The organism is Danxiaibacter flavus, assembly GCF_041060425.1.
Classification (GTDB): domain Bacteria; phylum Bacteroidota; class Bacteroidia; order Chitinophagales; family Chitinophagaceae; genus Danxiaibacter; species Danxiaibacter flavus.
The window spans coordinates 165,902-188,794 of sequence record NZ_JAULBC010000009.1; the positions used below are offsets into that span (position 1 = coordinate 165,902).

Sequence of the window (22,893 nt, forward strand, 5' to 3'; positions counted from 1 at the left end):
TTAAGCCCCTCATGGCCGATGGTACTGCACTATCATGCGGGAGAGTAGGTAGTTGCCATATTCTTTTAAAAGCCTCACTTCTAGTGGGGCTTTTTTATTTTATACCATTGACGTAAACAAGCATGCCCTTATCTCGGAGCTGGATTTGTCATCATCATTTTTTCTGCCCATCTCAATCAGACATAACCAGTGCCCCCCCGCTAGTATTGACGCAATTTTTATTAGTACATATTTTCCTCAGTTTAATTCATCTCTGGTCAGTAATCAAATCGAATAATGCCCAGGAAATAAGCTATCTATTTTGATCATGAACTAAAGGGCTACATACACAGTTTTTTGTCATTTTTTTAATAGCATAATAACAAGCTCATAGCCGAATTTTTCACTGATTTTTCCCATTGCTTCGTTAGATTTGTTACATGCGTATTTTTCTATTGCTTGGCATATTGACTGCTGGATATTTTCAACGTGAAACTTGGCTAAAGAAACAGATCAGTGGTTTTGCTCAGGGTACAACTTATCACATTACTTATTATTCTGGTGATACAAGTATTACTCAAGCTAACGTAGACAGTGTCTTAAATTCAATTGACAGTTCTCTTTCGATCTACAAACCGTACTCCACAATTACACGATTTAATCAGTCCGAGAAAGGAACTGTAATTGATGCGCATTTTATCAAGGTCTTCAATAAATCAATAGAAACATACAAGGCTACAAATGGTCTTTTCGATATTACAGTAGCTCCTCTTGTTACCGCCTGGGGATTTGGCGCAAAAAAGAATAATAGCATGCCTGATTCGGCTCAAATAGAGCAATTGAAAGAATGTGTAAGTTCTGATCTTTTGAAACTGGAGGGAAATTTTTTGAGGAAGGAGAAGCCGTGTGTTCAGGTTGATGTAAATGGTATTGCTCAGGGTTATACCGTGGATGTGCTTGCTGATTATTTTGAAAGTCGGGGCATTACAAATTACATAATAGAAGTAGGCGGTGAAATAAGAGTTAGTGGCAGAAAAATGCCATCAGGAGAAGAAATGAAAATTGGTATTGAATCTCCAGGCGATGATGAGATTGCTCCGGAAATCATGCAGCAGGTTGTCAAACTGAAAACCGGCGCAATAACAACCTCCGGAAACTATCGAAAGTACTATGAAAGTGACGGAAAGCGGGTCTCTCACCTTATTGATCCCAGAACCGGCTATTCACTGCAGAATGAAATGATTAGTGTTACTGTATATGCAAAAGATGCCATCACGGCAGATGCATATGATAATGCGCTAATGACAATGGGAAGGGATAGTGCTTTGAGGTTTGTAGAGAACAGAAATGATATTGCGGCATATATGATTTATAAAAGAAAAGATGGCGTTGTAGCTGATACGGCGACTTCAAAATTTTATGAACTGATGAAACAATGATTCACATAACTTTAAAACTAAAATAAATCACTCTAACGATGATCCGAAGAAACTTCATTAAACAAGGCGGTCTTTTAGCCGGCGGTTTGTTATTACATAATCAGATGGTAAAAGCATTTTCTTCCAGCGCAGTTGAAGACAAAATAACAGTTGGTGTTATTGGTTGTGGAGACAGAGGGAAGGGAGTTATGCAAATGATTAATGAACTTCCTGACGAGTTTAACATCGTGGCCATTTGTGATGTGATGGATTTTAGAATTGAAGAAGCAAAAAAACAAAATCCTTCCGCTAATTATAAAGTGTATAAAGATTACAAAGCGCTGCTGGATGATAAGTCCATCCAGGCAGTATTGATTGCCGTTCCTTTGTATTTGCACCACGATATGGCTGTAGATGCATTAAAAGCCGGTAAGCATGTATATCTTGAAAAGACTATGACCTTTACTATTCCTCAGGCAGAGAACCTGGTTAAGGTGGCAAAACAATATCCAAAACAAACCTTGCAGGTTGGGCATCAGTACAGGTATTCTCCCTTATATTTTAAAGTTAAGGAGTATGTAGAAAAAGATTACCTGGGTAAAGTAACACAGATCGATTGTCGCTGGGACAGAAACTGGAACTGGCGCAGACCTGTACCTTCTGGCTTGTCTGATAAAGTAATCAACTGGAGGATGTATAAGGCTTATTCCGGCGGTCTGGCTGCAGAATTATTGTCGCACCAAATGGATTTTATCAATTGGGCATTTAATACGCATCCGGATGAAGTATTTGGAACAGGAGGCATAGATTTTTATAAGGATGGCAGGGAAACCTATGATAACCTGCAAGTGGTGCTGCGGTATAATAACGCAGGCATGATTGGAAACTTCGGTGCAACCTGCGGTAATGCTCATGATGGATATATATTTAAAATAAAAGGCACAAAGGGTGCTATTCATTTATTGGTTAATGACGGCATCTATTATCCCGAGCCAGGTCACAGAAAAGAACTGGAGACTGTTGACGGCGTTACTGCCGCCACAAAAATTGAATGGAACAAAGAAGGCGGTGTGCCCATTTTAAAAGAAAAATTGAAAGACGGCACATGGTATGCGTTGAAAGATTTTTATAAGAGCATTACCACAAAAACGCCTCCTGCATCAAATGTATTAACAGGAGCAACTACTGCGTTCTGTGTACATCTTGCTAACAATGCGGCTTATTCAAATACCGTACAAAATTGGAAAAATGAGTACACTCTTGCGTAAGGAATAGTACATATTATAAACAGCTTATAAACAAGAAGGCAAAATCATAGATGATTTTGCCTTCTTGTTTATTGTAAAGATTAACTAATATCCCTGGTAAATAACTATACTTTGGGTTCCCAGCCTTTCTCATATTCTCTTCTCCATAATTTCATTGCGTCTTTATTATTGGTTATATGACCATTTGAGGGATCACAGTGCAGTGTTGAATTGGAGCGCTGTGCAATATTGGCCAGATGGCAAAGAAGCACGCTCTTATGGCCTTCGGTTGCAGGCGAGTTAAGCGTAGCTTCACCCTTTATACTTTTAATAAAATTATTGAAGTGATATAGATCCAGATTGCCGGTTGCACTTACAGGATTTGTCGGATCTGCTTTTTCATCGCTCTTTACTTCCTTTACAAGCTTATTAGCAACATCAAATACCTTATAGTCGCCGCCACCGTAATTCACAAGTGTGCCCTTGTCACCATAAATAATAAAGCCTCTTCCTGCTCCTTCAACAGGGAAAATATTGCAGCTTCTGCTTTCCCATGAAATTGATTTGGAATCGCCGAATTCAAAACTGGCTACTTGCGTATCCGGTGTTTGCCAATCATCTTTAAATGCATATCTACCACCTGAAGATGTTACCTGAGTAGGGTAATCAACTCCTAAAAACCATCTGCAGCAATCTATTTCGTGCGTACCGTTGTTGCAGGCTTCTCCTGTACCCCAATGCCAGAACCAGTGCCAGTTGTAATGCACCAGGTTGTCCTGGTAATCTCTGCGGGGTGCCGGACCTTGCCACAATTCAAAATCAAGCGTAGAAGGAACTGCTACTTTCTTGCCAATGCCAATGCTCTTGCGGTTATTGGCATACCATGCTTTAGCAAAGTATGCGTTACCAATAATACCCTCGCGTACCTCTTTTGCCGCTTGTATTAGCGTTGGCATCGAGCGGCGCTGGTTGCCCATTTGTATCAGCTTATTGTATTTCTTCATGGCTTCCCCGAGAAGTTCTCCTTCGTAGGGATTCTGTCCACAAGGCTTTTCAACATAGACGTGCTTATCGTGCGACACGCCGAGAATGGCTGCCGGAGCATGCCAGTGATCGGGCGCAGCAATGATCAATGCATCAAAATCTTTCTGGGCAACAAGTTTTCTAATATCTTTTACAATGCCGGGTTTGCGTGGCGCTTTTTTCAATGCCTCCAGGCCGTTCCCAATTGCCTTTTCTTCAACATCACATATATACCCAACTTCTACATTTTCCAATTCAGAATAACATTTAGCCAGGTATGCACCGCGGCTGTTTACGCCCATTACAGCTACGATAACCTTATTGCTGGGAGCATTTTTCCCAAATACCGGAAAGTTAAGAATAGTAAGGCCTGCTGTAGCCAGAGAAGTGTTTTTTATAAATGTTCTTCGTTGCATATGGCATAAATAATTAAATGTTACTAAATGTATAATTATTTTTGGAAGTAGATATGAGCCAAATGAGACTAATTAAATTTATTCGAGGAGTTACAAACTTTTTTCGGTTGCCATGAAAAAAATTTCAATAAAAGATATTGCATCGAAGGCCGGCGTTTCAGTTTCTACGGTATCCTTTGTTTTAAACAATAAAGCAAAGGAAATGCGTATAAGTGATGAAAAGGTTCAGATCGTTAAGAAGATAGCTGCCGAAGCTGGTTATAAACCGAACCTCCTTGCAAAAAGTCTTCGGACCGGCAAAACGAAAACCATTGGTTTGATGATAGACGATATTTCCAATAATTTCTTTGCCAGTATAGCAAAAGTGATTGAACTGGAGGCCAAGAAGCTTGGATATAAAGTGTTTTATTGCAGTACCGAAAATGATCCTGTACGTGCCAAAGAAATCCTGCAGTTACTGGAAGATGCTCACGTAGACGGATTTATTATAACGCCTACTGAAAAGCTGCAGACAGAAATAAAGAGACTGTTACAAATAAACAAGAAAGTTGTACTGCTGGACAGGTATTTTCCCGACATAAACGCCACCTGCATAATGGTCGACAGCTATAAGGGCGCCTATGATGCAACCAGCTTGCTGCTGAAGAAAGGTTATAAAACAATAGCACTTGTTTCAAATGACCTGCACATGATTCAAATGCAACAACGCGAAAATGGTTACAGGGACGCCTTAAAAGCAATGAAGATTAAATACGATCAAAAATTAGTGACCAGGCTGCATTATATTGGAGGTGAAGAGGAAGATATGGTTGACAGGCTGGTTGATTTTTTTGAACGTTGCCCTGATGCTGATGCTGTATTCTTTTTGAATAATTCATTAGGGATTGTAGGATTGAAAGCACTTCGGAAACTTGAATATAAAATAGGCAAGGATATAGCTGTTATAAGCTTTGATGATAATCTTGTATTTGCGCTGAACACACCTGCTATCAGCGTTGTATCACAGCCAATACAGGATATAGGGACACAGGCAGTGGAGCTTCTCATCAGATCAATAGAGGAGGGTAAATCGTTGCCCGGAAAGACTATTTTAAAATCAGGGAAGGTTATTGTTCGTGAATCATTTTGATCCCACAAATACATTTAAATATAAACGAAAAAAAGCAGGCAAAAAAGCCTGCTTCTTTGTAGTTAAACATAGGAATAAGTTATAGCTCATTGCCATTATGGTCAACTGTTAATACCGGTATATTCGATTTGTATGACAATAATTTTTGTGTGATCTTATTCCACAGTCCGGGAAGGCAATACTCCTTCATGGAGGTAATCATAATAAGATCTGCATTTATTTTCTTTGAAAAATCGAGCGTTGCTTTTGCAAGGTTCTTTCCCTCAAGTATAAAAGATTGTACGGGAATTGTAGTAAGGCTTTGAATGATTTCAAGCGTATCATTTAAGATAGGAATGTCTGCACCGTTGTCTTTCTTTAATGACAATACATAGATGGTTGATTTAAAGTAGCGGCCCAGCATGGCTGCAAACCTTATTCTACGCATGGGCACATGATCATGCAATGGCAATACGATCTTTTTAAAATGACTAATCAACCCACTTGAGCGAACAGCCAGTACAGGAACATTCGTTTTTCTTGCAAGCGAACTGATGGAAACTGTTGACCATATTCTGTGAAGTAAATTAAATCGTGACAAACCTTTGATCACAAGATCCATTTTGTATTTGTCAATATAATCGGCGAGCACCGCCTGCGGGTGTCCATGTAACACACTTATCTCAATTTTACCACCGCTGCATAAATGATTTTCATACTGCGCTTTTAGCAATGCCAGTTTTTTGCCGGCATACTCCATGTCGGTTGTTGCATCGTAACTCCATACATACCCGGTATCACTTCCAATAACAGGTATTGCAAACGACGATACTACATGCACCAGGTGAATGTTACATGTAAATGTATTTGCAAGTTCTATTGCCTTGGCTATAGCCCATTTACTACGGGCAGTGAAATCAACGGGAACTAAAATATTGTATAAAGTGTTTGGCATGGGCAATATTTTTTGGGGTTAAACAATTTGGTTATTCTATTTCATTTAGTATTGATTGAAACTTGTATTCGTTAATTTCCTTCGTTGCCATTTTTTTAAGGATGTCATCCTTTGAACAAAATGCAAATCCTTTACCTGCGTGTCCTACAATGCATCTGTCGTCCTTACTATCTCCAATGGCAATGCAGTTTTTAAATTTCACATTGTACTTTTCACAGGCATACTGCATCGCATTCGTTTTGCAATATGCATGTCCGCAATTGCTGTCGGGCGAGGCGAAGAAATAAGATGGCATATTTACTTCACCTGTTGCCTTTCCTTCGAATAATTCCAACTGATTTGCATAAGAAAAATCAGCACCGATATTTTTCATAAGATAATTTGTTATCAATGTATAGCTGTTGCTGATTATGCCGACAGTATAGCCTCTTTCCTTAAGAGCACTGATAACGGGTTTAACATCTTCTACTATCTCAATGTTGTGGACTACGTCAAGCAATTCGTCAATCGTTCTTCCCTTTAATAAAAGTCCGATGTGTTTTGTAAGGATGATGGGGTCTGTATCTCTTTCCCTTAGATCTTCAAGTTTAGCAGAAAAGCCGAACTTTTTTGCACAGGCATCAATGAACCTGCCTTTTAAAATTGTATCGTCCATGTCGAATATAGCCATTTTTTTGAAGCTGGCTAATTTTTCCTGCAAAACATCGTGCATCTGCCTGTTAATTTCTTCCAGGGATTTAACATATTCTTCATCTACCTCAGTTGGATTTTGCTGTTGTGTCTTGGCAATGATTGCTTTTGCAACCTCCTTACTCATTTTTCCGAGTGCTTCCCAGGGCTTACTCTTATTTTCTATATAGCCAATATTAACTTCTTTAATTCTGGCTTTCATCAAATACATATCTATTAAAATGCCAACATCAACGCCATAGTCGTTATAAAACTTTATTCTGTCAAAAAAGTTCTTTTTTCCAGCGATCATTCCGCTTAATGGTTGAGAAAAATGGGCGAGACCAGGATAAAATATTGTGAGTAATGGCTTTGCAACGAGCTCTGTTACACGCCCGGCATTTCTAGCGAAAGTACCTTTTACAAAATCGACCTCATTTAGCAACAACGGCTCCGTTAACAGCGCAATTGTTTCGTCAGGATAGGGATTTATATCCCCATCAAGAAATACCAGTATTTCATTTGAAGCCTTATTAATGCCATCTCTCATCGAGATGCCTTTTCCCCGGGTTTCGCTGATGACCACAGTAGCACCACCAGAAGTAGCTTCTGCAACTGTGTTATCTTCTGATTTGTCATCCACCACAATAACTTCATTTACCAGGGGATTTTGCAAGCAAAACAGTACAATGCTTTTAATCGTTTTTTCTTCATTTAGTGCGGGGATAATAACACTCACCATAAAATTTCCTCCCAATTTTATTTTGTTTAGTTTTCCGGTTAAGAACAAACGCTCTGTTAATGCTATTGGTGCGCGTATTTACGCAAATGATCAGGTAATGCTATGAAGGCCTTCAAAGATAGTGGTTATCATTTATAATAATTCAAGCCCGTAAACACCGAAAAATTTTAAAAAGGCGGGTAAAACACTGATAATTCAACCTGGGATTGCGGAAGATCTAAAAAGCTTTTAAAGAGAGAACAAAGCCTCATAATTATTATTGCAGGCTTGTTAATTCATATAGGATTTGGGAGGAGATGGTGCTTTTGTCATTTTTTTCCAGTACCAAATTGATGGCAAAGAAAAAGTCCGGCATAAGCCGGACTTAACATGAATTGAGACTTTATTCTAATGTGATGATTAATAACGGTTGTATCCACCGCCGCCTTCGCCACGGTTGCGATTGTATCCGCCACCGCCGCCACCGCGGTTGAAGCCGCCACCGCCGCCGCCACGGTTAAATCCACCGCCGCCGCCGCCGAAGCTTTTCTTTTTAAATCCACCACCGCCACCATTGTCTTGTTTTGGTGCAGACTCGTTTACAACAATCTTACGGCCAGAGATCTCGCTTTCGTGCAGTTCGCTGATAGCTTGTCTCGCTGCGCTTTCATCACCCATTTCAACAAAGCCGAAGCCTTTGCTACGGTTGTTATTAAATTTGTCGGTAATAATTTTTGCGGAAACAACTTCTCCGTAAGGTGAGAATAAATTGTACAAATCATCACTGGTCATGTTCCAGTTAAGGTTTCCAACGTAAATGTTCATGGTAAAAAATTAAATAAATAAATAAAACCAAAAATTCAGTAGCCCAAGAAACCAAAAACATTTACGCTAAACGTTAAGGAAAAATGGAAGAACTGCATCTTGGATGATACAAAATTGTAAAAAAAATTTGGGATTTTCCAATATTTTTTTTAAGAATTTCCATTAAAAAACGCCTTAAAATGAAGCTTTTTTGCGATGTTCTTGCGTTATTTCAAAGAAGTTACAGAAATTAAAAATGAAGTTAAAATAATTAGCGTTCAATTGCTACTTTTGCGCCCTAATTAAAACTTTAAAACGATTATATGGCAACAACTTCTGATATCAGCCGTGGTATGATCTTGAAGCTGGATGGTAGTTTGTATACCGTTATTGAATTTGGCGAAAATAAAACCGCGAGAGCCGCAGCTAAAGTTTGGGCCAAATTGAAAGGGGTTGACAACAAACGCTCTATTGAAAAAACCTGGAACAGCGGTGAGAACATTTACCCGGTTCGTGTAGAAAAGAAAGCATTTCAGTATTTATATAAGGATGAATCGGGCTATAACCTGATGAACAACGAAACTTTTGAGCAAATTGCCCTGGAGGAAGAGATGATTGATGCTCCTCAGTTTCTGAAAGATGGAAGCGAGGTTTTTGTATTTATTAATACAGAAACCGAACAACCAATAGGAGCTGAGTTACCTGAAAAAATAGTTGTGCAGGTTACTTATTGCGAGCCCGGGTTAAAAGGCGATACCGCAACCAGGGCTTTAAAACCAGCTACTGTTGAAACGGGTGCAACCGTGCAGGTACCTTTATTTGTGAACGACGGAGAGCTTATACGTGTAAACACCAAAACTGGTGAGTACGTAGAAAGAGTAAAGGAATAATATTGTTTTTCTGCAATTATTGTGAAGGATGGCCCAAACCATCCTTTTTTAGTCAGCGTATACAAAAGTAAAAAACACCAAAAAACATAAGATTTTTAGCTTTTTTGCCTATTTTGCCACTCATTTTGGGTAAAAAAGCCATTAAATTAATCCAAACTCCAAAATCTGTCGTATGGACTATAAACAAATTCAGGAGTTGATAAAGCTTATCAACAAGAGCAACATCGGAGAAGTAAGCATAGAGGAAAAGGACTTTAAAATTACTATCAAACAAAAAGAAGAACCGGCTCAAACCCTTGTAGCTGCGCCTATGGCACAGCCAACTTATATGCAGGCTCCGGCTTTTTCGCAAGCACCTGCTCTATCATCTGCTCCGCTACAGGAACAGCCCAGGGCCGCGGCATCAGCTGCAGAACCCAAAGCTGACAACCTGATAACGATCAAGAGCCCGATGATCGGAACTTTCTATCGTAAATCAGCTCCCGACAAACCCAGCTTTGTAGAAGTGGGAGATGATGTAGCCCCGGGTAAAGTTGTATGCATTATTGAAGCAATGAAGCTTTTCAACGAAATTGAAAGTGAAGTAAGCGGTAAAATTGTAAAAATTCTGGTTGATGACGCCAGCCCGGTAGAATACGATCAACCACTGTTTTTAGTAGAACCATAAAATAATCTGAAATATGGCAGCTTGACGATCTGAAATTGGAAACCCACTTTCATTTTATCAGGTTGCTTTTTTTTAATTATCATTTTTCAGATTATTTAATCTTCAAATTTTCAAATTGATTAAATGTTTAAGAAAGTACTTATAGCCAATCGTGGTGAAATTGCATTGCGTGTTATACGCACATGCAGGGAGATGGGCATTAAAACTGTTGCAGTTTATTCCACCGCAGATAAAGATAGTCTGCATGTAAAATTTGCCGATGAAGCGGTTTGTATTGGTAAACCCCAAAGCACTGATTCTTATTTAAATATTCCTCACATAATGGCAGCGGCGGAAATTACCAATGCTGACGCTATTCACCCCGGCTACGGTTTTTTAGCTGAAAATGCCAAATTCTCGCAGATCTGTGCTGATCATAACATTAAGTTCATCGGGCCAACTCCCGAAATGATCAACAAGATGGGCGATAAAATGACGGCGAAAGAAACCATGATCAAAGCTGGAGTACCTGTTATCCCTGGAAGTGACGGGTTGCTTGAAAGTCTGGAACAAGCAAAAGAGCTAGCAAAAAAAGTTGTTGGATACCCTGTTATATTGAAAGCTACTGCCGGTGGTGGAGGCAAGGGGATGCGCGTTGTATGGCGCGAAGATGAGATGGAAAGAGCTTACAACACTGCAAAAGCAGAAGCCGGTGCCGCATTTAAAAATGACGGGATCTATATGGAGAAGTTCGTTGAAGAACCTCGCCATATTGAAATTCAGGTTGCGGGTGACAGGTATGGAACTGTTTGTCATCTAAGCGAAAGAGACTGCTCTATTCAGCGCCGCCACCAAAAACTGGTAGAAGAATCTCCTTCCCCCTTTATGACGCCTGAGCTCAGAAAGAAAATGGGAGAGGCAGCGATTAAAGCAGCCAGCGCAATCAACTACGAAAGCGTTGGTACCATTGAATTTCTTGTAGACAAGCACCGCAATTTCTATTTCATGGAAATGAACACACGTATCCAGGTAGAACATTGCGTAACTGAAGAAGTGATCAATTTTGACCTCATAAAAGAGCAGATAAAAATTGCAATGGGCGAGAAGATCTCCGGAATGAATTATGAGCCGCAAATGCACGCAATCGAATGCCGGATAAATGCAGAGGATCCATATAATGACTTTCGTCCTTCTCCCGGAAAAATAACTATTCTAAACACTCCTGGCGGGCACGGCGTACGTGTTGACAGCCATGTATATGCAGGATACGTTATTCCTCCTTATTATGACTCAATGATTGGTAAACTGATCACTATTGCGCGCACACGCGAGGAAGCGATCAACACAATGTATCGTGCGCTGAGTGAGTATGTTATCGAAGGTGTGAAAACAACCATTCCGTTTCACCTCCAGTTAATGCAGAATGAAGATTTCCGCAATGGAGATTTTAATACAAAGTTTTTGGAATCATTTGAAATGAAACCAATGTAAAATTTACAATACAGACTTGTTAAAAAAAAGCTGCATCAGGTTCTGGTGCGGCTTTTTTTATGCGGCTTTGTGGCACCTTTTTTTGCCATCAGGAGGAACGGTGACGAATGTCATAAATTAAAGAAAAGTCCTGCAATAGTTTTGCCCCCGTAATAGAATTTACCTGGCCTCAACGATCGCAATGTCATTCGACTATTAATGAGTATAGTATGGCTTCGGGCTTTTTTACACCGTCAGAGATTACGAAATATGTGGTAGAAACAGGTTACAAAAAATCCATTTTACCTGCAAAAAAAATGTTGCTTTTAAGCATTATGGCAGGTATTTTTCTCTCTCTGGCTGCCCATGGAACAGTAATAGCGTCACACAATATACAATACCCCGGAACTGCGAGAATTGTGAGCGCTATTATTTTTCCCGTGGGACTTGTTCTTATTCTTTTAAGCGGCTGTGAGTTATTTACCGGCAACTGTCTCATTATAGTTAGCTGTCTGCAGAAAAAGGCCAGGTGGCAATATTTTATGAAGAGCCTTCTCCTTGTTTATCTGGGAAATCTAATAGGTTCATTGGTTGTTGTGCTTTGTCTCTCATGGTTTAACAAAATAAGTCATACCGATCCGTTAATCAGTGCATATAATATAAAAGTTGCTGCATACAAAAGTACTCTAACCCCGGTTGCAGCTTTGGTTTCAGCAATCTTTGCCAATTTACTTGTATGTATGGGAGTATGGTTGTGTTATGCTGCAAAAGACATATCAGGAAAAATTATGGGGGCTTTTTATCCCATTTTCTTATTTATCGTTCTGGGCCTGGAGCACGTTGTTGCCAACATGTATTATATCCCTATGGGACTGTTGGCGAAAAATGACGTGGCCGGTATTCAGGCCGCTACAAAGCTTGGCGTTTCTGCTGAAAAATTATCTCGTCTGACATTATCCAACTCAATCATAAACAATTTTATTCCCGCCACTATCGGAAACATTGTTGGCGGAGCTATTGCTGTTGGTGCATTTTTCTGGCTCGTGTTTTTAAAGGATGATAACCCTGTTGTTTTTAGAACGAAAATGAATGACAGGCAGCCAGAACTACTTCATGAAGAAGCGTAGGCTTTTTTTTGTCACCCGATTTCGATCACATTAAAATACATAACTATGAACACGGAAGTCCAGCCAAAAGAGTTTGTAAAAGGAGCGTGGAATATTACGATTGATCCTGCTGATTTTGTTCAAAAAAATATCAGGCCTTATGAGGGAGATGCTGCCTTTCTGGAAGGGCCGACAGATCGGACGCTACACGTTTGGAAAGCAGCTCAGCTGGCATTGCGCGAAGAACGGATCAACAAAGGCTGTCGTGCGATTGATACTGAAGTTATATCAAACATAACTTCACATAAACCCGGATATATAAGGAGGGACGACGAGATAATTGTAGGGTTGCAGACAGATGAAATATTGAAACGGGCAATGAAACCTTTTGGTGGTATGAAGCTCGTGCAAGGAGCGGTTGAAGAACGTGGGCTGGAGGTATCCAAACGTGTTCTTGATATATTTAACTATGCGCGAAGCCACAACCAGGCGGTGTTTGATGCATATGATAGTGAGATACGTGCATACCGTTCTAACCATGTGTTGACAGGATTGCCCGATAATTATGCGCGTGGACGTATTATCGGCGATTTTCGTCGCATGGCCCTATACGGGGCAGCTCAACTCATAGAAGCTAAAAAAATGGATTTTGCTCATGTAGGGGGTGAAATGACAGAGCATAAAGTGAGATTAAGAGAAGAACTGTCGCAGCAAATAGCAGCGTTAAAAGATATGATAACCATGGCTGGCTCATACGGTATTGATATTACCCATCCTGCACAAAATGCGTATGAAGCGGTTCAATGGACATATATTGCATATCTCGCTGCTGTTAAAGAGCAAGATGGAGCTGCAATGTCGCTTGGAAATGTGTCATCGTTCCTTGATATCTACATCGAACGTGATCTTGAAACGGGCTTAATAACCGAAGCTGAAGCACAGGAGTTAATAGATCAGTTTGTGATGAAACTTCGCCTGGTTCGTCATCTAAGGCCTGCATCCTATGACGAAATATTTGGTGGTGATCCAACGTGGGTAACTGAATCAATAGGTGGGCAACTTCATGATGGCCGGACAAAAGTTACTAAAACTTCATTCAGATTCCTGCAAACGCTTTACAATCTGGGACCGGCACCAGAGCCCAATCTTACCGTGTTATGGTCAAATGATCTGCCCGAAGGGTTTAAAAAATTCTGTGCACAGGTATCCATTGATACCTCTTCCGTGCAATATGAAAATGATGATCTGATGCGCAAGGTGCGCGGCTCAGATGATTACGGTATTGCGTGTTGTGTTTCTTACCAACCAATAGGCAAACGCATTCAGCATTTTGGCGCTCGTGCTAATCTGCCCAAAGCCTTGTTGATTGCCTTAAATGAAGGACGCGAAGAAGAAAAAGGAACGTTGATCATTAACGGAATTGCGGCGGTGCCGGATGGCGCATTGGATTATGATACCGTAATGTGCAGATTTAAATACGCATTGAGCCAGTTGGCAAGAGTGTATGCCAAAGCAATGTATATTATACATTACATGCACGATAAGTATTATTACGAAAGAGCGCAAATGGCGGTTGTTGATACTGATCCCGGCATTGATATAGCCTATGGTGCTGCAGGCATTTCCATCATTGCTGATTCGCTGAGTGCAATAAAGTATGCTAAGGTTATTCCGATAAGAAACGACAAAGGACTTACAACCGATTTTAAAATTGAAGGTGATTATCCAAAATACGGCAATGATGATGATCGTGTTGACAGTATAGCGCAGGAAATAACATCCTTTTTCATTAATGAGTTACGCAGGCACGATACGTATAAAGACGCAATACCTACGCTATCTTTATTAACCATTACGTCTAATGTAATGTACGGAAAGAATACAGGTGCTACGCCTGATTGCCGCAAAGCCGGAGAGTCATTTGCGCCGGGAGCAAACCCGATGCACGGCCGTGATTGCACCGGAGCTATTGCATCCTTAAATTCTGTTAGCAAGTTAAATTACGAAGATGCACAGGATGGCATATCCAATACATTCTCAATGGTTCCTAAATCGCTTGGCAGCACCAGGGAAGATCAGATTGATAATCTTGTAGCAACAATGGGTGGGTATTTTGGCCGCGGTGCACATCACCTGAACGTGAATGTGCTCAATCGGGAAACGCTGATGGATGCATATGAAAATCCCGAAAAATATCCGCAGTTAACAATCCGTGTTTCCGGTTATGCGGTGAATTTTGTAAGGTTGTCAAAAGCCCATCAGCTGGAAGTGATTGCCCGTACTTTCCATGAGAACATGTGAGGGAGCCTCAAAACTAAATAGTTGATTGTATCGCCAGGTATAATCACAACGACAATAGTATTAGTCACCTTGGTTTTTATTTAGAAGAGGTAGCATTTGATTAAGATGCTGCCTCTTATCCTGTGTAAAAGCGAAACACCATGTATTCCTCTATTAGCGAATCCGGCACAGATATGCTGGTTATTAAAGATCCTCATAGCATTCGCATTCATTCTTTAGAAACATTCGGTACGCACGATGGCCCTGGTATTCGAATGGTCGTTTTTGTTCAGGGCTGTCAGTTCCGTTGTTTATATTGTCAAAACCCGGATACGTTAAGTATGGCAGGTGGTACGTTGGTTTCGATTGACGAGTTGGTGCGGCGTGCAATTAATCAGAAAACTTATTTTGGCAACAAAGGAGGAGTTACAGTATCGGGCGGAGAACCTTTGCTGCAACGAACTAAACTGATCACATTTTTTAAAGAACTGCATGACAATAATATAAATACCTGTCTTGATTCTAATGGCCGGTTACTGGATGATGATGTGAAAGAACTTCTTTCACACGCTGATCTTTTGCTACTGGATGTAAAACATATCAACGATGAGTGGCATCATAAATTGACCGGAGTATCCAATAAGCCAACATTGAGACTGGCTGAATATTGCGAAAGCATTGGCCAGCGTATGTGGTTGAGATATGTACTGGTGCCCGGCTGGAGCGACCAACCTGAATTTCTTTTAGAATGGGCACAACATTTTGAAAATTATAAAACTATTGAGAAGGTTGAAATAATTCCCTATCACAAACTCGGTGTGCACAAATGGGAGTTACTGGGAATGCCTTATCAATTATCCGAAACCAAAGTCCCATCAACAGAAATCAAAGAAATGGCATTGAATATCTTTCAACAGCATTTTTCCAATGTGATCTTGAAATAATTAATAATGGTTTAATTAGCCTGTTTTTATATAAAAGGAAAATATGATAATTTAATGGCTGCGAATGTTATTTTTATGTGTGCTAAAACTTTCAGCCCAATCCTTTCCGATATTTATACAAAAGCAAGCTAATGGAAAACAACGTAATACTTCAGATCAGCAGCCGTATCAAAGAAAAGCGAAAAGAAAAAAAGATCACTTTACAATCATTAGCAGAAGAGGCCGGTGTGACAAAAGGACTGATTTCACAAATAGAAAACAACCGGACAGTACCTTCCCTTACAGTTTTGCTAAGCATCATCAAAGCGTTACACGTAGACCTGAACGAATTTTTTGAGAACCTCGGAGACAGGGTGGGAGCTGATCCGATATTAATCAGTAATAGCGAATACGAAACCATAGAGAAAGAACATACTGTTGGTTCTTATTACAACCGTATTTTAAGTTTTAAACTCAATGGCAAGCTGATTGATATTATAATATACCGGCAGGAAAAAAATGCCAAACGCAGTTTTGTATCAAGCAATGCACATGAGTTTAATTATATGATATCAGGCTCCATGCAATATACAATAGAAGACAAAATGTATATTTTACACGAAGGGGATTCTTTTTATTATGATGCGCGCAAACCACATCTTACAACCTGCCTTTCAGAAACTGATTATACAATGTTGGTCATCTATTTCTTCGATGAAGAATAAATAACCAGGTAATATTTAAGATAACGGAGCAGACTGACGAAGAGGGGTCTGCTTTTTTGTTTTCATCCAATTCATATTTCATGAACCTGAACATATCAGTTCTCTCCATGAGCAGGTTTAAATTTTATTAAAAAAAATAAAATGGAATCGAAAGCTTTAATTTAACAAATATTCTTTTTAAGTTTAGTATTAGTAAAATTATCATATTGTTAAGTGTGTAAAGTTTACAATTACTTCACTTTTTGTTAATGTGATTTTGTAGGCTAAGGTATTGAGGGGCTATACTTTTACAGCAGTTTACAAAACTACCTACGATATGAAGCACCCTTCTATTCACTACTTGAAGAGCTGTATACTATTGCTTACAGCTTGTTTTTTTTCCGTTATTTCATTTGGGCAGGACGTTACTATTAAAGGTAAAGTCGCCGAAACAACAACCGGTAAATCTATATCCGGTGCAACAGTTGCTGTTGCTAAAACTTCAAAAGTTACCACTTCCGGTAACGATGGTTCTTTTTCAATTAAAGCAAAGCAAGGCGATCAGTTAGTTGTATCATTTCTTGGATACGCTGACACTACAATAGCCATTGCAGATGCAAGTACATTTTTGGAGATAGCACTTTCTCCAAGTGTTAAACAACTGAATGATATAGTTGTAACAGCCCTGGGTGTTAAAAAGGAAGTTAAGAAAATTGGTTATGCCGTTCAGGAAGTAAAAGGTGAAGACCTGGTGAAAGCCAGGGACCAGAATCCAATTAGCGGCTTAACCGGTAAGGTTGCTGGTCTTTCCGTTGGCCCTTCTGCTGAAATGCTTAGAAAGCCTACTGTATTGCTCAGAGGTAATGAAATTACCCTATATGTAGTTGATGGTATTCCTATCAGTTCTGATACATGGAATATCAGCCCAGACGATATAGAAACTTACACTGTATTAAAAGGACCCACTGCTGCGTCTCTTTATGGTAGCCGTGCTCAATATGGTGCGATCCTGATCACAACAAAGAAAGGATTGAAACGTAAAGGCTACACTGTTGAGTTCAACTCTACCAATTCTTTCGATAAAGGTTTTATCGCGTTCCCACGTACGCAGGATGAATACGGTGGTGGTGAAAACGCCCTGTATGCTTTTGGTGATGGTAAAGGTGGTGGTTTAAATGATAATGACTATGATGTATGGGGGCCGCGTTTTGAGGGCCAGTTAATTCCTCAGTATGATGGTAAGTACGATCCTAATACGACTTATACTACTACATTTCCGGGTGGTTTAAAATTTACAGGACACACTCAACCTACTCCTTACGTCGCAAGGGGAAAGGATAATATGAACCGCTTTCTTAGAACAGGTTTCCAAACAACGAACAACCTTTCTTTAAGCACAAGTGGTGATAACTACAATATGCGTTTTTCTGTATCTCAGTCATATCAGCAAAGCATTATACCTAACATGTATTTGAACATTACCAACTTTAACATGTATGGTTCTTACAATGTTAGCAAGAAATTTAAACTGGAAGCAAACATCAACTACAACAGGCAATACACGCCCAACTTTCCGGATGTTGATTATGGCCCCAACAGTTTGATCTATAACATGTCTGTTTGGACAGGCGCTGACTGGGATGTAACTGCACCAGATATTACAGGTATATGGCAACCAGGTAAGGTTGGTACCCAATCTATTTTCGCGGAATACCAGCGTTATCACAATCCATGGTTCATGGTGAAGGAATGGTTAAGAGGTCATTACAAGACAGATATTTACGGGTACATTGCGGGTAACTATAAATTCAATGACAATCTGAATCTTACTGCGCGTACACAAATCACAGGTTACGACCTGCTTCGCTCGGAAAAAATGCCATATTCTGCGCACCCTTACGGACGTGAACAGAATATGGGCGATTACAGAGAAGATAGAAGAAACCTTTTTGAAAACAACACAGAGCTTCAATTAAACTATAATTATAACATTGGTCGCTTTCTTAATCTTTCCGGTTTAGTTGGTGGTAACATCCGCACATTTGGATATAACTCAAACTTTACTTCTACTGATTATTTAACCGTTCCTAATGTATACAGTTTCAGCAACTCTTTGAACCCTGTTCAGGCGAGCAGCTTTAATTCAGACATGCGCGTGTATAGTGCTTATTATTCTTTAGATGCGTCATTGGGTAAATATGCAACAGTAGCAGTAACCGGTCGCGTGGATAAATCATCTGCGCTTCCTTCATCGCATGATAGTTATTTTTATCCCAGCGTTTCTGTGGCTTCTGTGATCTCAGATTATGTGAAGCTTCCTGACTTTATCTCCATGTTGAAGGTGAGAGGTTCATACGCTGCAGTGCACGGTGATAAGACATCATCAACCGTTGGTGTAGCTCCGTTTAATACCATTACAGCCTTCGGTGCAAACCCTGGCGGTACATCGTTGTATGATTATCCGTTGGATTACGGCAATAACTATTTATCTCCTTATGGCGGCCCGGATTATGCGCTTTCAGCAGTTTATTCAACAAGCAAACCTTATAATAATCAAACAGCAGCTTATTACACCAGCAATATTTACGATCCGAATATCAGAACCTTCAATCGTGTGAATTTTGAAGGTGGTTTTGATATCAGGTTCCTGAAAAACAGGTTGGGATTAAGTGCCACAGGTTTTCAGTATATAGATGGCCCACAGATCCTGGCAAACCCAATCTCTTCTGCAACCGGATATAGCTACTACTACATCAACGCACTGAAAACAAAGAAGACAGGTTACGAATTATCTCTTAGTGGAAATCCTATAAAGACCCGCAACGGTCTTAACTGGGATGTGTTAGTGAACTGGAGCACCTTCCAGGACAAGTTTGAAGAATTACCTCCGGGACAGGATACTTATAATACATTCTTTCACAAAGGTGATCGCGTAGACAAATTTTATTCAAGTGCATTCGTGAGAACTGAGGATGGACAGATCATTAACGATGCGGCTGGCAAACCACTTACTCCCAATCGTGTGAGTCAGTTCATGGGATATCTGAATGCAGATTTTCAGTGGAGCATTTATAACAAATTAAGTTGGAAAGGATTGTCTGTTGGCTTCCAGTTCGACGGAAGTGTTGGTGGTGTTACAACTGACTATATGCACAACAAAACAATGCGTGGTGGCAGAAATATTGAAACAGCAGAAGGTAAGTTGGGCGATGCCAGAAAATCTGATGCCAACCACGCAGGTGATGTAACCGGAAACTATAAAGGTATTTATGTTGGCGAAGGTGTGGTTGTTTCAAATGGTGCAAGCATTAACTATGATTCGAAGACTGGTGAAATCATCAACTACAAAGATCTCCAGTTTGCACCGAATACACAAACTACTCAGGTGCAGGATTATGTAAGTAAATATTATGGCGTTTCAGAAGCTAACCTGATGAGCAAAACATTTGCAAAACTTCGTGAAGTAACAATTGGTTATGATCTTCCTCAAACATGGTTGAAAAACACCTTTATCAATAAAGTAAGTGTGTCTTTGGTTGGCCGTAACCTGATCTACTTCTACAAAGATCAGCGCTTTAAAGATGTTGATCTTGACCAGTACAACTATGCTTTGGGTGGTACAGCGTTGCAATCGCCTACAACACGCAGGTTTGGTTTTAACGTAAATGTTGTCTTCTAGTTTCCAGTTAAAATCAGTTAATCAATACTTTTTTGTGCGATGGATTTTGGAGGATAGACAAAAAAGATAAAACGCAAAAAAACAATGAAAAAGATAATCCACATACTCATATTTCCGGTACTTATAATTATGATAGGTACGGGTTGTAAAAAGAGCTTCGACACTTTGAATCAGAACCCCAATAAACCTACATCCGTTCCTTCATCTTTGCTGCTCAACGGCATATTGAACGATATCTATGACGGACCCGCTGGTGATTACGAAAAATGGGGTCAATACTTCTTACAGAATTATGATTACTACGGTAATAATAAATATGAATTTGGTTCTGGAGCTGACTACTATGCCACTCTGCGCAATGTGATAAAAATGGAAGAAGAAGCTGTAAAGTCTGGTCTTCCTGCGGGCAATGCGTACGAGGCTATGGCCAAGTTTTTAAAAGCATATCTTTTCGTAAAGATGAGTCTTGAAATGGGCGATCTGCCAATGAACAACGCGTTAAGAGGTTCAGCGGATCTTACACCTGTGTATAATACGCAAAAAGAAGTTTTTCAGCAGGCATTCGTTTGGCTTGATAGCGCTAATCTGCAACTTGGCAAGCTGGTAGCCGCAGGAGAAACATCTTTAAGTGGTGATATTTATTTCAGCGACAACAATATCGCACATTGGCAAAAAGTAACAAATGCTTTCAGGTTAAGAGCCCTGATTCATTTAAGCAAAAAAGTTACTGATGCTGATCTGAAAATAAAAGAGCAGTTTGCTGCCATAGTTCAGAATCCAACTCAGTATCCTTTAATGGATGGCAGTGGGGACAATTTTCAATATACCTTCATTCACCCGACAAATGATTATCCTCAAAATCCCGGGTCTTTTGGTTTCAATGCGCTGCGTGAAAATTGCTCTGCAACATATGTAGGCTTGCTTACCAAATTTAAAGATCCAAGGGTTTATATGACCACAGAGCCTGCGAGTGCCTTAGTTGCGGCAGGTACGCCTCCAACAAGTTACAATGCTTTTGTTGGTGCAGATCCCGGGGAAGATCTTGGTATCATGTATGTAAAAGCAAATGCCGGACAATATTCACTCATCAACAGACACTATTATTATGAAACATATACAGCAGAGCCAAGTGTGCAGGTTGGCTATCCTGAAATGTGTTTCAATATAGCAGAAGCAATAAACAGAGGTTGGATTGCGGCTGGCCCTAAAGGCAATGCTGAATATTATTACCAGGAAGGTATTAAAGCATCCAGAGCTTCATATGGTATTCCGGTGACTGGTAATATGACTGTGTACTTCCTGAAATCAGGTAGCCCTGGTAGTTCCGCAGTGTATAACACCTATACTGCTGCTGTTGACTATGACACATACTATAATCAACCTTTAGTAAAATATTCAGGAAATAACGGTACAGGATTGACGCAAATATTACAGCAAAGATACATTGCACTGTTTCGTCACTCAGGATTGGAGTCTTATTACACTTATCGCAGAACGGGCGTTCCAACCTTTACAACAGGACCAGGAACAGGTAACAGCGGACGTATAGCTATGCGCTTTCAATATCCCAATATTGAAAAGGTTGCCAATGCTGAAAATTACCAGGCAGCACTGCAAGCTCAATATGGAGGTAATGATGACATCAATGGTTTAATGTGGTTGCTCAAATAAGCTTTCTTAAATAAAATATTTTTAAGCAGACACATGGTATTTGTACCAGGTGTCTGCTTTATTAAAATTAGCTTCATGAAAAAAATATTGATCGTTGTGCTTTCTGCTGTCATCACAGTTTCATCGTTTGCACAAAAACACAAGACGGAAAATGTTGTAATCGTAACGCTGGATGGCATGCGTTGGCAGGAAATATTTAACGGAGCTGATTCGGCTTTGATCGCAAGCAAGGAATTTACACATGATTATTCCGGGATTGTAAAAAAATACTGGAACAACAACACGGAAGAAAGAAGAAAATTGCTGTTCCCTTTTCTATGGAGCACAGTTGTTTCTAAAGGGCAGTTGTATGGCAACAGGGCGTATGGAAATTATGTAAATGTTACCAACCCTTACTGGTTTTCTTATCCAGGCTACAATGAGATATTTACCGGCTATCCAGATACCGCTGTAAACTCAAACGACAAGATTTTAAACAAGAATGAAAATGTGCTTGAGTTCATTAATAAACAACCCGGCTTCAAGAATAAAGTAGCTGCATTCTCCACGTGGGATTGCTTTCCTTATATCTTAAACGAACAAAGAAGTGGTGTGTATGTAAACTCAGATTTGAGCACGCTGAAATTTGACAATAGTAATCTTAAACTGATTAATGATATTCAATTTTTAACGCCTATGCCAAGTGGTGCAAGGCCCGATATACTTACATACGCTGCCGGGAGAGAATACCTTAAGAATTTTAATCCCAGGGTGTTGTACATCGCTTTTGATGAGACAGACCATTTTGCGCATGAGGGATCATATGACCTTTATTTGGGAGCCGCTCACGCAGAGGATGGCATGCTGGCTGATCTGTGGAATACCCTGCAATCTAATCCTCAATATAAAGACAAGACAACGCTGATTGTTACCTGTGATCATGGACGGGGGGATGTCGTGAAGAGTCAGTGGAGATCACACGGCAGTGATATCAAAGGTGCTGATCAGATCTGGTTGGCGGTTATCGGACCAGACACCAAGCCATTGGGTGAAGTTAGAACAAGCGGACAGTTATACCAAAGACAATGGGCTACTACAATCGCCTCATTACTTGGACTTCAATTCAAACCATCGCATCCAGTAATGGAACCTGTTCAGGCGGTTTTGAAATAACATAAAACGTAGCGCCTGAACGACAAGTAGCA

17 protein-coding genes are annotated in these 22,893 nt (G+C 40.0%); 13 read left to right on the top strand and 4 right to left on the bottom strand.

The features are described 5' to 3' along the window. Nucleotides 1-419 precede the first annotated feature (419 nt). Complete coding sequence (locus QTN47_RS24240) at nt 420-1,418, top strand: FAD:protein FMN transferase (RefSeq protein ID WP_369332026.1); 999 nt, start codon at nt 420-422, stop codon at nt 1,416-1,418. A 38-nt stretch (nt 1,419-1,456) separates the two neighbouring features. Then, complete coding sequence (locus tag QTN47_RS24245; protein WP_369332027.1) at nt 1,457-2,665, top strand: Gfo/Idh/MocA family protein; 1,209 nt, start codon at nt 1,457-1,459, stop codon at nt 2,663-2,665. 104 nt (nt 2,666-2,769) lie between these two features. On the opposite strand, the gene QTN47_RS24250 is transcribed toward QTN47_RS24245, so the two are convergent. Beyond that, entirely contained in the window at nt 2,770-4,083 is a 1,314-nt protein-coding gene (locus QTN47_RS24250; RefSeq protein WP_369332028.1) for a Gfo/Idh/MocA family protein, read from the bottom strand. 112 nt (nt 4,084-4,195) lie between these two features. Between QTN47_RS24250 and QTN47_RS24255 the strand changes: the two genes are divergently transcribed. After that, complete coding sequence (locus QTN47_RS24255) at nt 4,196-5,212, top strand: LacI family DNA-binding transcriptional regulator (RefSeq protein WP_369332029.1); 1,017 nt, start codon at nt 4,196-4,198, stop codon at nt 5,210-5,212. A gap of 79 nt (nt 5,213-5,291) precedes the next feature. Here the strand turns inward: QTN47_RS24255 and QTN47_RS24260 are convergent, their stop codons facing one another. The 3 genes from QTN47_RS24260 to rbp all read right to left on the bottom strand — a co-directional run bounded on the left by QTN47_RS24260 (nt 5,292) and on the right by rbp (nt 8,361). Then, the gene (locus QTN47_RS24260; RefSeq protein ID WP_369332030.1) at nt 5,292-6,146 is read right to left on the bottom strand and encodes a universal stress protein; all 855 of its coding nucleotides are present in this window, start codon (nt 6,144-6,146) and stop codon (nt 5,292-5,294) included. A gap of 31 nt (nt 6,147-6,177) precedes the next feature. Continuing rightward, nucleotides 6,178-7,557 (bottom strand): HAD-IB family phosphatase, encoded by a 1,380-nt coding sequence (locus QTN47_RS24265; protein ID WP_369332031.1) that lies wholly within the window; start codon nt 7,555-7,557, stop codon nt 6,178-6,180. A gap of 399 nt (nt 7,558-7,956) precedes the next feature. Continuing rightward, nucleotides 7,957-8,361 (bottom strand): RNA-binding regulator, encoded by a 405-nt coding sequence (rbp, locus tag QTN47_RS24270; RefSeq protein ID WP_369332032.1) that lies wholly within the window; start codon nt 8,359-8,361, stop codon nt 7,957-7,959. Nucleotides 8,362-8,663: 302 nt separating this feature from the next. Between rbp and efp the strand changes: the two genes are divergently transcribed. The 10 genes from efp to QTN47_RS24320 all read left to right on the top strand — a co-directional run bounded on the left by efp (nt 8,664) and on the right by QTN47_RS24320 (nt 22,861). Further along, entirely contained in the window at nt 8,664-9,230 is a 567-nt protein-coding gene (gene efp / locus QTN47_RS24275; RefSeq protein ID WP_369332033.1) for an elongation factor P, read from the top strand. A 172-nt stretch (nt 9,231-9,402) separates the two neighbouring features. Next, the gene (accB, locus tag QTN47_RS24280; RefSeq protein ID WP_369332034.1) at nt 9,403-9,897 is read left to right on the top strand and encodes an acetyl-CoA carboxylase biotin carboxyl carrier protein; all 495 of its coding nucleotides are present in this window, start codon (nt 9,403-9,405) and stop codon (nt 9,895-9,897) included. A 123-nt stretch (nt 9,898-10,020) separates the two neighbouring features. Further along, entirely contained in the window at nt 10,021-11,367 is a 1,347-nt protein-coding gene (gene accC / locus QTN47_RS24285) for an acetyl-CoA carboxylase biotin carboxylase subunit (protein ID WP_369332035.1), read from the top strand. A gap of 209 nt (nt 11,368-11,576) precedes the next feature. Next, nucleotides 11,577-12,473, top strand: a complete 897-nt coding sequence (locus tag QTN47_RS24290; RefSeq protein ID WP_369332036.1) for a formate/nitrite transporter family protein — start codon at nt 11,577-11,579, stop codon at nt 12,471-12,473. 45 nt (nt 12,474-12,518) lie between these two features. Further along, nucleotides 12,519-14,753 carry a formate C-acetyltransferase gene (gene pflB, locus QTN47_RS24295; RefSeq protein WP_369332037.1) on the top strand — a complete coding sequence of 745 codons (2,235 nt, stop codon included), beginning with the start codon at nt 12,519-12,521 and terminating at the stop codon, nt 14,751-14,753. Between the two features lie 140 nt (nt 14,754-14,893). After that, on the top strand, nt 14,894-15,676 hold the full coding sequence (gene pflA, locus QTN47_RS24300; RefSeq protein ID WP_369332038.1) for a pyruvate formate-lyase-activating protein: 783 nt from the start codon (nt 14,894-14,896) through the stop codon (nt 15,674-15,676). Between the two features lie 131 nt (nt 15,677-15,807). Next, the gene (locus tag QTN47_RS24305) at nt 15,808-16,380 is read left to right on the top strand and encodes a helix-turn-helix domain-containing protein (protein ID WP_369332039.1); all 573 of its coding nucleotides are present in this window, start codon (nt 15,808-15,810) and stop codon (nt 16,378-16,380) included. 316 nt (nt 16,381-16,696) lie between these two features. Next, nucleotides 16,697-20,038 carry a SusC/RagA family TonB-linked outer membrane protein gene (locus QTN47_RS24310; RefSeq protein ID WP_369332040.1) on the top strand — a complete coding sequence of 1,114 codons (3,342 nt, stop codon included), beginning with the start codon at nt 16,697-16,699 and terminating at the stop codon, nt 20,036-20,038. Between the two features lie 84 nt (nt 20,039-20,122). Beyond that, nucleotides 20,123-21,709, top strand: a complete 1,587-nt coding sequence (locus QTN47_RS24315; RefSeq protein WP_369332041.1) for a SusD/RagB family nutrient-binding outer membrane lipoprotein — start codon at nt 20,123-20,125, stop codon at nt 21,707-21,709. A 75-nt stretch (nt 21,710-21,784) separates the two neighbouring features. Continuing rightward, nucleotides 21,785-22,861 carry an alkaline phosphatase family protein gene (locus tag QTN47_RS24320; protein WP_369332042.1) on the top strand — a complete coding sequence of 359 codons (1,077 nt, stop codon included), beginning with the start codon at nt 21,785-21,787 and terminating at the stop codon, nt 22,859-22,861. The last annotated feature ends 32 nt before the right edge of the window (nt 22,862-22,893 follow it).

Coding starts and splice junctions, on each gene's coding strand:
- pflB (WP_369332037.1), top strand. CDS start 12,519: ATGAACACGGAAGTCCAGCCAAAAGAGTTTGTAAAAGGAGCGTGGAAT.
- QTN47_RS24315 (WP_369332041.1), top strand. CDS start 20,123: ATGAAAAAGATAATCCACATACTCATATTTCCGGTACTTATAATTATG.
- QTN47_RS24290 (WP_369332036.1), top strand. CDS start 11,577: ATGGCTTCGGGCTTTTTTACACCGTCAGAGATTACGAAATATGTGGTA.
- QTN47_RS24320 (WP_369332042.1), top strand. CDS start 21,785: ATGAAAAAAATATTGATCGTTGTGCTTTCTGCTGTCATCACAGTTTCA.
- QTN47_RS24250 (WP_369332028.1), bottom strand. CDS start 4,083: ATGCAACGAAGAACATTTATAAAAAACACTTCTCTGGCTACAGCAGGC.
- QTN47_RS24265 (WP_369332031.1), bottom strand. CDS start 7,557: ATGGTGAGTGTTATTATCCCCGCACTAAATGAAGAAAAAACGATTAAA.
- QTN47_RS24255 (WP_369332029.1), top strand. CDS start 4,196: ATGAAAAAAATTTCAATAAAAGATATTGCATCGAAGGCCGGCGTTTCA.
- pflA (WP_369332038.1), top strand. CDS start 14,894: ATGTATTCCTCTATTAGCGAATCCGGCACAGATATGCTGGTTATTAAA.
- QTN47_RS24245 (WP_369332027.1), top strand. CDS start 1,457: ATGATCCGAAGAAACTTCATTAAACAAGGCGGTCTTTTAGCCGGCGGT.
- QTN47_RS24305 (WP_369332039.1), top strand. CDS start 15,808: ATGGAAAACAACGTAATACTTCAGATCAGCAGCCGTATCAAAGAAAAG.
- QTN47_RS24310 (WP_369332040.1), top strand. CDS start 16,697: ATGAAGCACCCTTCTATTCACTACTTGAAGAGCTGTATACTATTGCTT.
- efp (WP_369332033.1), top strand. CDS start 8,664: ATGGCAACAACTTCTGATATCAGCCGTGGTATGATCTTGAAGCTGGAT.
- QTN47_RS24260 (WP_369332030.1), bottom strand. CDS start 6,146: ATGCCAAACACTTTATACAATATTTTAGTTCCCGTTGATTTCACTGCC.
- accB (WP_369332034.1), top strand. CDS start 9,403: ATGGACTATAAACAAATTCAGGAGTTGATAAAGCTTATCAACAAGAGC.
- accC (WP_369332035.1), top strand. CDS start 10,021: ATGTTTAAGAAAGTACTTATAGCCAATCGTGGTGAAATTGCATTGCGT.
- QTN47_RS24240 (WP_369332026.1), top strand. CDS start 420: ATGCGTATTTTTCTATTGCTTGGCATATTGACTGCTGGATATTTTCAA.
- rbp (WP_369332032.1), bottom strand. CDS start 8,361: ATGAACATTTACGTTGGAAACCTTAACTGGAACATGACCAGTGATGAT.